This window comes from Rhizobium sp. 10N414 (assembly GCF_056394785.1).
Window position 1 is genome coordinate 1 of sequence record NZ_JBFTIN010000076.1, and the last position, 12,699, is coordinate 12,699.

At 58.8% G+C, this 12,699-nt stretch carries 10 protein-coding genes and 2 pseudogenes; 8 read left to right on the plus strand and 4 right to left on the minus strand.

The window, feature by feature from the left end; genetic code table 11:
* From AC1DE4_RS31145 to AC1DE4_RS31170, 6 genes and pseudogenes are all read left to right on the plus strand, one after another.
* On the plus strand, window positions 1-405 hold a 405-nt coding region (locus tag AC1DE4_RS31145; RefSeq protein ID WP_477884693.1), incomplete at its 5' end, for a L,D-transpeptidase.
* A gap of 230 nt (window positions 406-635) precedes the next feature.
* Window positions 636-925 (plus strand): annotated as a pseudogene (locus tag AC1DE4_RS31150) (DDE-type integrase/transposase/recombinase); the annotation flags it as partial.
* A gap of 142 nt (window positions 926-1,067) precedes the next feature.
* Window positions 1,068-1,925: a carbonic anhydrase gene (locus tag AC1DE4_RS31155; RefSeq protein ID WP_192241982.1), complete on the plus strand. Its 858-nt coding sequence runs from the start codon at window positions 1,068-1,070 to the stop codon at window positions 1,923-1,925.
* An 84-nt stretch (window positions 1,926-2,009) separates the two neighbouring features.
* On the plus strand, window positions 2,010-3,293 hold the full coding sequence (locus AC1DE4_RS31160) for a DUF2254 domain-containing protein (protein WP_169680910.1): 1,284 nt from the start codon (window positions 2,010-2,012) through the stop codon (window positions 3,291-3,293).
* Between the two features lie 306 nt (window positions 3,294-3,599).
* A complete protein-coding gene (locus AC1DE4_RS31165; protein ID WP_477884694.1) occupies window positions 3,600-4,670 on the plus strand; it encodes an AI-2E family transporter in 1,071 nt (356 codons plus the stop codon).
* A 48-nt stretch (window positions 4,671-4,718) separates the two neighbouring features.
* Window positions 4,719-5,072 carry a potassium channel family protein gene (locus AC1DE4_RS31170; protein WP_477884695.1) on the plus strand — a complete coding sequence of 118 codons (354 nt, stop codon included), beginning with the start codon at window positions 4,719-4,721 and terminating at the stop codon, window positions 5,070-5,072.
* Window positions 5,073-5,137: 65 nt separating this feature from the next.
* Here the strand turns inward: AC1DE4_RS31170 and AC1DE4_RS31175 are convergent, their stop codons facing one another.
* The 3 genes from AC1DE4_RS31175 to AC1DE4_RS31185 all read right to left on the minus strand — a co-directional run bounded on the left by AC1DE4_RS31175 (window position 5,138) and on the right by AC1DE4_RS31185 (window position 9,115).
* Window positions 5,138-6,154, minus strand: coding sequence for a DUF2955 domain-containing protein (locus tag AC1DE4_RS31175; RefSeq protein WP_477884696.1), 1,017 nt, complete (start codon window positions 6,152-6,154; stop codon window positions 5,138-5,140).
* A gap of 22 nt (window positions 6,155-6,176) precedes the next feature.
* A complete protein-coding gene (locus tag AC1DE4_RS31180) occupies window positions 6,177-7,298 on the minus strand; it encodes an HlyD family secretion protein (protein WP_169680902.1) in 1,122 nt (373 codons plus the stop codon).
* 185 nt (window positions 7,299-7,483) lie between these two features.
* A complete protein-coding gene (locus AC1DE4_RS31185; protein WP_477884698.1) occupies window positions 7,484-9,115 on the minus strand; it encodes a SulP family inorganic anion transporter in 1,632 nt (543 codons plus the stop codon).
* 524 nt (window positions 9,116-9,639) lie between these two features.
* Here AC1DE4_RS31185 and AC1DE4_RS31190 point away from each other — a divergent pair.
* A pseudogene (locus AC1DE4_RS31190) lies at window positions 9,640-9,885 on the plus strand (tyrosine-type recombinase/integrase); the annotation flags it as partial.
* Between the two features lie 528 nt (window positions 9,886-10,413).
* Window positions 10,414-12,123 (plus strand): arylsulfatase, encoded by a 1,710-nt coding sequence (locus tag AC1DE4_RS31195; RefSeq protein WP_169681002.1) that lies wholly within the window; start codon window positions 10,414-10,416, stop codon window positions 12,121-12,123.
* Window positions 12,124-12,423: 300 nt separating this feature from the next.
* Here AC1DE4_RS31195 and AC1DE4_RS31200 read toward each other — a convergent pair.
* On the minus strand, window positions 12,424-12,699 hold a 276-nt coding region (locus AC1DE4_RS31200), incomplete at its 5' end, for a hypothetical protein (protein ID WP_477884697.1).

Here is a 12,699-nt window from a genome sequence, read left to right on the forward strand (position 1 = left end):
GTCGTCAACACCTACGAACGTTACCTCTACTACGTTGAGGACGAAGGCCGCGCGACACGCTATGGCGTGGCAGTCGGCGAGGAAGGTCTTACTCTGAAGGGCAATGCCGTTGTCGGGCGGAAGGCCGAGTGGCCATCGTGGACGCCGACGGCCAGCATGATCGAACGCAAGCCCCGGTTGGCTGAGTACGCTGGAGGCGTTCCAGGAGGGGAGAACAATCCGCTCGGTGCAGCTGCGCTTTATCTCTACCGCGGTGGACAGGATACGTACTTCCGGATCCACGGCACAAACGAACCCTGGCTGATCGGACAGGCGGTGTCGAATGGTTGCATTCGCATGACCAATGAAGACATTCTTCATCTTTACGGCAGGGCACCCGTAGGAACCCACGTCTTGGTCATATGACGCTCGTATCCCTCAGTGAGGGCACCGCCCTCACAAACTGTACCAGCGACGGTAGGGAGCGTGCCTTAACCATGTGGCACTCCCTATCGGGGCGAACCTTCCCGCCGTGGTCATCGAGATTTCCGAGGGCGCGGGCACTTGCGAGTGTTCAAACCATCGATCCGCCCATGCCGCTGGACTGTGCTGTCAGGTTAACTGGTGATGAAGCTTCTGGCTAGTATTCGGCCGTCATGATTGAGCCCTCCGCCAGTTACAAGCGTCATCGTGATCCGCCGTCCGTCATTAGCTACGCAGTCTGGCTGTGTTTTCGATTTCAGCTGAGCCTGCGTCTGCTGGAGCGTGGTATCATCGTTTTTCACGAGACGAACCGATGCTGGGCGACGAAGTTCGGCCCGACTACGCCCGCCGTTTGCGGCGCAAAGCGCCGAGCCCAAACGATGTGTGGCATCTGGACGAGGTGGTCGTGATGATCAACGGCCAAAAACACTGGCTGTGGCGCGCCGTCGACCAGGATGGTTACTCGACGAGATCATCCAGACCCGCCGCCCACCAGTGGGTGAGGCGATCCCGGTCAGTATATTTAACCCAAACAATGATGCTGGATCACAAGTTGTAAGGAGGGTATGATCTCTGCGCGCTCCTTTAAGCGTCCGAGAACCCCAGTGAGAACGGTTGAAATTGCATACCGGTATCAGGAGAAGGACGTCGGCGTTCGCCCCAGACCGCCTGACGCGACTACCGCCCTTTCGCGGTTGATCGACGGCAATCGCGCATTCGCCGACCTGCTTGACAGTGTGAAAGACGAAGGCACTTCAGCGCGCCGCGTCGTGCAAGTCGACGCGCGTGATCTAGGGCTGGCGTCCGGCATGGCCGCAGCGCCTTCACAGCGTCCGTTCGCGGCTGTCCTGGGCTGTTCCGATGCCCGTGTCCCCCTCGAACTGATCTTCAACGAGGGACCGAACGACCTGTTCGTCATCCGCGTGGCCGGCAACGGCCTCGGCTCCGACGTCTTGGGCAGCTTGAAATACGCTGTTGAGCACTTGGGCGGCACCCTCAAGCTCATTGTCGTCCTTGGACATAGCGGATGTGGCGCCGTGTCCGCAGCCGTGGATGTCTTCCTCAATCCTGGAATGTACCTCTCGCTGGTCGACCGACATTCGTTGCGAGAGATCCTCGACCGCCTGCTGGTCGTCGTGCACGTCTCGGCGCAAAAACTTCAGGCGGCGTTCGGGCCAGACATTCTCCAACGTGCAGGGTACCGCCAGGCGCTGATTGAGACATCGGTCGTCGTCAATGCTGCATTGGCTGCTTGCTCTGCCCAGCAGGAGATCGAGACACAGGGCGAACTGCGCGTTGTTTACGGCGTGTACCTTTTGGAGACGCGCAGGGTGTGGACGCCCAGTACCGGCCACCCTGACGGCGTCGGCTTGGCACCTGCACCCCGCGACGTGGCCGAATTTCAGCAGCTTGGAGACGCCATTGTTGGGTCGTCGCGGGTGACCGCCCTGCTTGGCGCTTAGCCCGAGTGGTTGCCGCAGCGCCCGGGCACCCCCTCGGCGCGAGGTCCACACAGGCTTGCAGGCGGCATCACGGGAGGGCGAAGAATGTCATGGAATCGGTGGTACAGCATTAAGAGCTACCTAAGATCCACACTGTGGGTCGTCCCGTTCATCGCACTGCTATTCTACGTAATGGTTATCCAGGTTGTAGACTGGATAAATGCGAGATTCATTGTGATCCCATTGTGGCCATGGGGGACGCCTGGGGCGCAGCGCATACTGGAGACCATCGTCACCCTTACGCTGACGTTCATCGTCTTCACCTTCGGGTCATTGCTTGTCGCAATTCAGGTTGCCAGCGGTCAGCTGAGTCCGAGAATCATTGCAACAGCCCTACTGCGTGACAATGTGATACGGACAACTGTGGGCATCTTTATCTTTACGCTCCTGTTTTCAGTAGGCGTGCTGGGACGACTTGAAGCCGAAGCACCATTCTTTCTTGTCGGAATTGCCGGAATTCTTGGATTCGCTTCCCTAATCGCCTTCCTCTATCTGATCGACCATGCTGCGCGGTTGCTGCGGCCCGTCAGCATCGTTCAGCGTATAGGCGACCTCGGATGTGACGTAATCGAAAAGGTCTATCCTGACTTGTTCGACGGTCATGACTCGCACACAGACTCGCGACGAACAATCAATCTGCCAGACCGCACCATACCCCATCGCGGCAAGTCGGGGGTCATACTAGCGGTAAATCTGAAGGGTCTTGTGAAAGAGGCGCAGCGGTTCGGGCTCGTCATTGAGCTCCCTCACTTTGTCGGGAGCTTCTTAGAGTCAGGCGAGCCACTTTTTCGGCTCTATGGCGACATTGCAAAAATCGAGGAAAGACGGTTCCCCCAAAATGTGGCGATCGGGCCCGAGCGCACGATCGAGCAGGATCCCACCTTTGCCTTCCGTATCATCGTCGACATAGCGATAAAGGCCCTGTCCAAAGCTATCAACGACCCTACCACTGCCGTACTCGCCGTCGACCAACTTAATCGACTGCTTCGAAAGGTTGGCGAGCGGCGGCTGCACGGCGACCAGGCTTTCGACAAATCCGGCCAATTACGACTGATCCTTCAGACGCCAAACTGGGAGGATTTCGTGCAACTGGCCGTGAGGGAGATTCGCTTCTATGGGGCTGAGAACTTCCAGGTCGCGCGGCGGCTACGCGCAATGCTGGAGAACCTATTAAAGACCCTGCCGGAGGCGCGTCACCCGACACTGCGTACTGAGCTCAACCTGCTCAATGACGCCATAAAGACTATCCATGTCCTGCCCGCCGACCTGGCGCTTGCTTCTATTGCCGATCCTCAAGGCCTCGGAGCAGGCTTGAGCCATAGAGTTTGAGGCGCCTCGGCGAGGAGCGGGATTGCAGTCCTGGCGATGCCCAAGTCTTAGCCTTCGCAGACCAACTCAGGCGGAGCATCCGACGCCATGGGCGGAACGGGAAATGTTGCCTCTTGGGCGCCTCCGGGCGGCCAGAAGGCGTCTTTTCCGAGTGCCACACTTCAGAGCGAGCTTTGGCTGGATATTGCAAGTTGGCGGTGGCATAATGTCTATCACTGGTGGTGCACAAGCTGGGGTATTGGGCACTCAGAATCTAAAGGGTGGTAGTGGACTGAAACGCGCAGAATCCGACCGGGGGAGACGCGCATGTCAGCGGGCGCAGAAGAATCTCTGGGTTTCTGGGCCGAGCGCCTAGTAGGCCTCCTTATCATAGGCGTGATCATTTTAGCTTGCTTCTGGATCGCGTGGCCGCTGATAGGTGTGCTCGCATGGGGAGCGTTAATTGCTGTCGCGCTATATCCGGTGCAGCGCCGCCTCGCTAGCGCAATCGGAGGTCACCCGAAAACGGCGACGATGCTCATCGTCCTCTCTCTCCTGATCCTGGTGATAGTCCCGCTCTCTTATCTGCCGGGCTCCTTCGATCACGCGACCGAAGCGATAGCAACCATGACCAACAATTGGACGGAGCTGACCCTGCCTCCGCCACCGTCCTGGGTGTCCGACTTTCCACTGGTTGGGTCGACGATCGGAGAGAAGTGGAATGCGGCCGCGTCATCCTCGCGCAATGTACTGATTATTTTGAAACCCTATCTTGGGCCGGCTTTTCAATGGCTTGCGGCTCTTGGTGCATCGTTAGGGCTCACCGTCGTGCAGATGCTGCTTTCCATTATCCTCGCCGGAGTTTTTCTCGCCACTCAGGGAAGCACGGCCTCAACATTCCGCACGATCGGGCGGCGCCTTGGAGGCCCGACCGGGGAGAGCCTGGTCGATGTTGCGGTTCGCACCATTCGAAGCGTCGTGCAGGGGGTGATGGGGACGGCGCTCATACAGAGTATACTATCAGGCATTGGCTTCGCGATCGCGGGGGTTCCGTTTGCCGTCCCGCTGGGCGTGCTCTGCTTTGGCACGGCAATGCTGCAGATCGGCACATGGCTAGTATGGATCCCGGCTGCTGTTTGGCTGTCTTATCAAGGCGAAACTGGTTGGGCGATCTTCACCACAGTTGCGGGCATAATCATCAATATCCTCGACAATGTCATCAAACCGTTGCTGATCGGCCGCGGCGCTGGCTCTCCCATCTGGATCATCTTTATCGGCGTGATCGGCGGTGTCCTGACGATGGGACTCATCGGCATCTTTGTCGGCCCCCTTGTCATGGCTATTGGTTACTCGATCGTCAGGAACTGGCTGGGAGAAGAAGTGTCCTTAAACGCCTAGAAAAACGGACAGGGATGGTTGTTTGTGGGAGTGGGGGTCGAGCATTTCATGGCGAAAACACGTCAGGTGTCAGATCGGAGAAGAAGGAGGCGACTCTTTTTTGCTGCGCTCCTGAAGCAGCTTTACGTATTGTGGCCAATTTTCTCCGGGATCCTCGTCGTCATGGTCGGATGCGGGATCGTCATCAGCCGCATTGAAAACTGGAGTATCGGCGAAGCACTTTACTTCACTTTTGTTACGGGCTTGACCATAGGGTACGGCGATCTCACGCCCAAGCATGCCCTTGCGCGAATTCTTGCCTTGGTGATTGGATTTTCCGGTATCGTGCTGACCGGGATAGTTGCAGCGGTTAGTGTGCAGGCGCTCGGCGAGGCGGCTCGCGACCACGCGGAACGGAATTGATAGCCCGGCAACGTTGGAGTTGCGCTTGACGTCAGACGGTGGGCTTGACAGCGCGCCGCGGGAAACTATCTGTCCCGAATTCTGCCAGCCGTTCCCTTGCTCGGCCACAGCAACGTTGCAAAGAACAGCGTGTAGACAATTGCAAGCGCTATATATCCGACGCGTGTCGCAAAGGTTTCGGCTGCGCCGCTAGAAAGTGGTGAGACAGCGGAGCCCAGCACCAGCAGAAAGACTGTCAGGGCTCCTGCATTGATCTTCGCCACGACAGTTGGCGTCGCCGCACGGCCGCCGAATACGAGCCCGGCAAGCAACACCAGCAGAAACAGCGTCGCCAACGAATGCCTTAGTTCCAACACTGCGAACCCTAGCATGGCCGCCACGCCACCTAGTATGTTGACGAGGACAGTAGCCAGTGCAGGCCTGCCGTTAGCCTCTACGTCCAACTGCGACAGCAGCGACGCGACGGTGATGGGAATCACTACCGCGGTGGCAAGCCGGTCTTGGGTAAGGCAGAGCGTCACCGCAAGAAGCAGAATCAATGCGTCGGCAGCAGCGCGCCAAACTGGTTTCGGGGCTGAGGATGTAGATGGCCGCGCAGCTTCGACCGTTTCGGTATCCGGTATCAATGCATAGGCCAGCCACGTTACGATGGCGCCGGCTGCAATGCTTTTGACGAAGACCGTCAAAATGGAGCTGCCCAGGTCAATGTTCAAAATGGTCAGCAGAGGGATCATGACGCTGACCACAAGGATGAGGAAAACGAGTGGATTGGCCTTGCCACTCGCCTGCCTCAGAAAGCACGCGAAATAAATCAGGCCAAGCAACAGCAGCAGGACCGGTGGTCGCTCGGCCAGAAACGTGGTCAGGAACTGGACGATCAACGCAGCGATTAGGATGACCAGGGTCAGGAAGAATGCGCTTTGGAGAGAAATCGCTCGAGAACTTGAAATGAGCATCTGCGCCGCAAACAGGGCACATAGAAATGGGAGGGGATCGCTTGTGGCGACCGCCCAAGTGAATGCAGCCGCGACGGCGAGGGCAACGCGCAATCCCTTGCGCTTTTGGTTCGTGATGGAACTCAAGTTGATGTCTCGCGAATCCTCACTAGCTGACATAGGTGAGCACCGAGAGTAGCCGCATCCAACAGTACCCTATCCAGTTGGTAATCGGGTGCTCACCGGCATAGATCACCACATTGGCTTGCGAACCATAGCGGACGCCCCGCGGCAGTCCTTCGTCCAGGACCAGTTTTACCGGAAAACTCTGGGGCGTTCGGATCCAGCCGCTTTCCGTTGAAATCTTCGGCAGACCGGTGCTGGGATCGATCGAGCCTTGGGCGACGCCCAAGCCGACACTCTCGACCTTTGCCGGGAACAGCTTTCCGGGCAATACATCGAACAACACTTCGGCCCGATCGCCGGGGGTCACGTTCTCCAGGCTGTTTTCCTTGTACGCGGCGGTGATCCACACCGTATCGACGTCGATGAATGTCAGCGCTCCCTGGCCGACCGCCACCATGCCGCCCGCGGTCAGTTGAAGATTGGTCACGACACCTTCGCCCGGCGCTTCGATCGTGGTCCGACTGAGATCGAGTCTAGCCTTTTCCAATCCCGCAAGCGCCCCTCGCAGTTGGGGATTGTCGGCGCCCACCGGCCCCAGTTCCTGCTCGGCACGCTTTAGCTCGGCTTCGGCGGCGTCTACGGCTGCCTCTGCCTGATCGTAGCCCGACTTTGCCTGGTCGTATCTGGATTTGGGATAGACTCCCTGCTCAACCAGCAGCGTTGCCCGATTGGCCTGTTCGAGACTGAGGTCGCGAGAGGCCCGCGCCTCCACGAGCTTGGCCTGGGCAGTGTTGACCGCCTCCGTTGACGCACCGATGGACTGGCCTACGCTATCGAGCTGCGCCTCGGCCTCTGATACCGCAATCTGGTATTGATGGGGGTCGATGCGAAACAGCATTTGCTTGGGGGACACGCGCATGTTGTCGATCACGCCGACTTCAACGACCCGCCCGGCAACTTCCGGTGCGATGCTGATGACAAATGCCTGCACGGTGGCCTGCGACGACATTGGTGTGCGCCGCTCCATGAAGACACCGAGCGTAAAGAGAAAAGCCGCCAGCAGCAGCACACTCAGCGCCACCCTTCGCAAAGGATTGCCGGGCTCCTTTTTTGGCTCAGGAACCTCGACCCCTTTGTTGGGCTCAAGGGCCGATTCCGCTGTCATTTGTTCCCTCCTTGTGCGCCAGGGAGCTCAGTCAGACTGGAATAATTGTCGGCTATTCTAATCCGTCGCACGACAACAAGCTATGGCTGTGGGCGGCGCAGGCAGGGGCGGCGTAAGTAGCCTCATCGAAACGGCCGCTAACCAGTTGAGCAGTGAGGACGACCGCCATAGGTTCCATACTTAGACTAGCTGCGCTCGACGCTGCCGCCTAAGTAGCGCTGCAGAGCGACAGGCATGTTGAAGAAAAGCCGCTCGCGGCCGAGTTTGTCGGCGAGACCGGAGGCCCGAACGTAGTCGAGCACATCGGGATTCAATCCTGCCAGCCACACCGTGATGCCCTGTGCGGCAAGGCGCCGTTCGCTCTCAATCATCATCTGCATGGCGGAATACTCGATGTCAAAGACACCGCTCATGTCGAGTGCAAGCACATGCGGCTTATGCTTGGCGACCAGCGACTGGATTTGATCCGCAACCTGTTGAACGTTAGCGAAAAAGAGCCGGCCCTCCGGACGGAGGATCAGCAGGCCCTCGAACGTTTCATCGTCGGGATGGTCAGGTGACAGCGGCCGGAGCACATCAGTGCCCCGCTTGCGGCCAACAACAGAGACCTTCGGCTTGGCCGACTGACTGGCCAGGCCGATCAGCGAAAGGGCAATCGCGACCACGATGCCTTGAAGCGTGCCGAAGACAAGCACGCCCAGGAACGCCGCCAGTGCCCAGCGGAACTCCATCCGCCGAACCCTACGGATGGATGCAAATTCGGCGGGGGCGATTAGTCCGGCCGAGTAAATAATCACGATCGCGGCGAGCACGGCTTGCGGCAGCAAGCCCAACAGCGGGGCAAGAAACAGCATGGTGGCCGCCGCCGCCGCGGCGGTGACCAGAGAGGCCTTTTGCGATTGTCCACCAACGGCGCGAACCACCGCCGTCTGGGACGTGCCACCGCCCGCGGGCATGGAGCCAAAGAAAGCTCCGGCCAGATTGGCGGCTCCCGTTGCCAGAAGTTCCCGGTTGGGCCTGATGGACGGCTCTGCAGGGACCGCGAAGGCCCGTCCGGCGGCAATCGTTTCGGTAAAGCTCATTAGCGCGATGCCGAGCGCCCCGGGCAGAAGTTGCTCGATCAAGCCGGGACTAGGAAGAGTGATTGATGGGAGCGACCGCGGGATGAACCCCACAGTTGCAACGCCCAGGGCATTCAGGCCGGCGAGCCAGGAAACCAAGATGCCTGCGCCGACAATCACCAGCGGGGCCGGTGAATGGGGCCAGAGCCGCTCCATCGTCCACAACGCGATCAACGCCGCGGCTGCAATTGTCAGTGTGAGCAGCGACGTTGCCGGTACATGTTGCAGCACGCTGACGATATCGCGGAAAAAGCCTGCCTTAGCAATATGCACGCCGAGCAGTTTCGGCACCTGGTCCAGCACGATCACTAACCCTATGCCCGCTTTGAAGCCGGTCAAAACAGGCGACGAAATGAAGTTAGCCACGAACCCCAGGCGAAGGACCGAGGCAGCGATCAGAAGGGCGCCGGTGAGTCCGGTGAGCGTTGCGACGGCGGTGATCAGCTTGCCGGGATCACCATCGGGAACGACGGTCCCAAGCTGGGTTCCAGCCAGGATTGCCAGCGTGGTCGTCGAGCTGACGCTTAGCACGCGTGACGTTCCGAGCAACGCATAGACGATCATCGGAACGAAAGCCGTATAGAGGCCGACGCTCACCGGCAGTCCGGCAACCGTGGCATAAGCCATCGCCTTGGGCAGGACAACCGCCGCTGCTGTAAGTCCGGCTACCACGTCGAGCCGAAGGCCTGCTGTCAATGAGGTACTGCCATGCGTTGTTTCGGGGGTCACTGGAATCTGCTCCGAGCAGGCAACTACCTCCTATCTATAGCATTTTACGCGGCAAGTTGACGATCCCAAAATCTCGTCGTTGCTTTTGGCGGCGCGGTAGTGGAGTAGAATAGTCGCAAATTCAAGATTCTCTGATAAGTATAAGAATTATCTGGTTTCTTAATAGCGCGAAGATGAGTATCCACGTGGCCGGAATTTTGGGCGCGACTTACCGGCACTACACGCCTGCCGGACCTGCGCGACCTCAGTCGGTGAAGAAATTCTCGGCCGTCCCATTATGGGCCAACGGCCACTCAGGGCGAGTCCATCTCGAACAAATGGTACCCCCAGGGCGGTAAGTCGACGTAGAGCCCTGTCGACGAAAGGTCGTTCTCGGCGTGCTCGTAACGAGCGCCACTCGTGAGGTCGGTGAAGCGGACCGTACCACCACCGGCGTATGGCGCGTCTCGGAGGTCGCGCATCTCAAGGTCGATGACATCGACTCGACACGCATGCTGATCCGCGTTGAACAAGGCAAGGGACGCAAGGATCGCAATGCCATGCTTTCTCCGCAACTCCTTGAACTGCTGCGACTGTGGTGGCGCGAAGGAAAGCGGCGCGGCGTGATGCTGCCTCATGGGCTGTTTCCGGGGCGCGGTCGCACCGACGCGATCTCGTCGCGGCAACTGCATCGCACGGTTCAGGAAGCCGCGGAGGTCGCCGGCATCCACAAGCGCGTCAGCCCGCATACCCTACGGCACAGCTTTGCCACCCACCTTCTGGAGGATGGCACCGATATCCGCGTCATCCGACGGCTTTCAGCGGGGCAAACCTGCTCTCAATCACCACGAAAATCTCGGCAATCACACCTGCAAACACCACTCTCGGCTTGCTGGGACCGACAAGCGCCGCTGCCATCAGCGGCCCACCGGCAGATCCGATACACAAAACCCCATAGCCAGAGAATGCCGACCGCGGGTTCCTGCATGGGAGGCTTTCGTACGCCTGACGGCACCCGAAACCCTAAACCGAAGCGGACCTGCCGTCGAGTGCGCACCCGCGTTTACCGCGGTTTTACCGTAACGTACTTGCTTCCTCGGCGGGTGGGGAACAACTTTCCTACGCAGCCGACAGTGGCCTCGCGCCACCGCGTCTTGCTTGGACTTCACTATGTTGGCCAGCCGGATTCTGTTCGCACCGGGATGGCTTGCGCGTCAACTCTCCAGACGCGCCTCTTATCAGATCAAACTTTTGCGCGATGGCTCGTCGCAGGAAGGAAACTGACAATGATAGTGGAAGCTGACCAATCAAATTCGTCACGCTACGTGCCGAGGGGTTTATCAACGAAACTTTTGGGGTCGTGCGTTGCGGTGCTGGGGTTTGCCGCTTGCTTATCAGCCCCCGCGAGTGCGCAGCAAACGACAGCAAAGCCCAACATCCTTCTCATAGTTTCCGATGACACCGGCTACGGCGATCTCGGTCCTTATGGTGGCGGCGAAGGGCGGGGAATGCCGACGCCTAACATCGACAAAATGGCCGACCAGGGAATGATCTTCTACGATTTCTACGCCCAGCCGAGCTGCACGCCCGGTCGTGCTGCCATGATCACCGGACGCATTCCCAATCGGAGCGGTATGACGACCGTCGCATTCCAGGGTGAAGGCGGTGGCCTTCCCGCGGCTGAGTGGACGCTTGCGTCCGTTTTGAAACTCGGTGGATACGACACCTATTTTACGGGCAAATGGCATCTGGGCGAGGCGGATTATGCGTTGCCGAACGCCCACGGGTTCGACGTAATGAAGTATTGCGGCCTTTACCACCTCAATGCCTACACCTACGCCGACCCCACGTGGTTCCCTGATATGGACCCGAAGCTTCGGGCCATGTTCCAAAAGGTAACCAAAGGCTCGCTTTCGGGTAAGGCCGGGGAGAAGGCGGTCGAGGATTTCAAGATCAACGGCCAGTACGTCGATACGCCAACGGTGAATGGTGGGGAAGGGGTTGTCGGCATTCCTTTCTTCGACAGCTATGTCGAGAAGGCGGCTCTTGGGTTTCTTGACGATGCCGCAAAATCCGACAAGCCGTTCTTCATTGATGTCAATTTCATGAAGGTTCATCAACCGAACATGCCGGCGCCGGAGTTCGAGCATAAGTCGATGTCGAAGTCGAAATATGCTGACAGCATCGTCGAACTGGACACCCGCATCGGCCGAATTATGGACAAGCTTCACGAGACGGGCCTCGACAAGAATACCCTCGTTTTCTACACGACCGACAATGGAGCCTGGCAAGACGTCTATCCCGATGCCGGTTATACGCCATTTCGTGGCACCAAAGGGACCGTCCGCGAGGGTGGCAACCGCGTTCCCGCTATTGCGGTCTGGCCAGGCAAGATCAAAGCAGGCTCCAAGAACCACGACATCGTGGGTGGACTCGATCTGATGGCTACATTCGCGTCCGTAGCGGGGGTTGCCCTTCCGGACAAGGATCGCGAAGGCCAGCCAACCATCTTCGATAGCTTCGACATGTCGCCAATCCTCTTGGGAACCGGTAAATCGGAGCGAAACTCATGGTTCTATTTCACCGAGAACGAACTATCTCCAGGAGCTGCCCGCGTCGGCAACTACAAGGCGGTTTTCAACTTGCGTGGCGATGACGGGCAGCCGACTGGCGGCCTGGCGGTCGACAGCAATCTGGGATGGAAGGGTCCAGAAAAGTATGTCGCAACAGTCCCCCAGGTCTTTGACCTCTGGCAGGACCCCCAGGAACGCTACGACATCTTCATGAACAACTACACTGAGCGCACATGGACGATGGTTACTATCAGCGATGCCATCAAGCAATTGATGGCGACATATGTGCAATATCCACCGCGCAAACTGCAAAGTGCGAGCTACGCGGGTCCGATCGAAATTTCGAGGTATCAGCAGTTCCAGTGGCTACGAGATGAACTGAACAAGGAGGGGTTCAGTATCCCCATGCCGACCGGCAACTGAACAGGGCAAAGGAGGAGCGGTGCTGTTGTCTCTCATTACGACAGCGCCGCAGTTTCAGTGATGCGATCTCCCGGAGGAGACCGGCCCAGACGAAGTGTCCTGCGGCCGGACGAGGTCACCATGGGCGTCCAGGTAGACGCCGAACCTCGGCGAGAGTGAGAAAGGCAAAACGATCTCCACGATCCCGGAGTCGCGATAGCGAGGTGCCGTCGCCAGAGCGTCCATTACCTGACCGAAGCACTCCGGCGCGAGGAGCGGGGCGCGCAAGAGCCGAACTCCTAAATTAGGTTCCGGTCCGCGCTACAGGCTGCAACCCGGATATTTGTAGAGGTCGGCTTGAGACAGATCGGGCGGGCATTTCATGGCGCCTTTGGCCTTCTGGCCGCATGACGATGCCTTAATCTGCGATATCGATGCATAGCGCCCTTGAGAGACGCGAACCTTGACGCACTGCTTCTTGTCGGCGTTCCACCAGGTATTGTTGCCGCCCACGTCAACATAGCCCCGCGCCTGCATTTCGCTCTCGGCGCCAGCGGCTCGCGAGCCCACGAGGTCGGCGATATCGGATGGCGATTT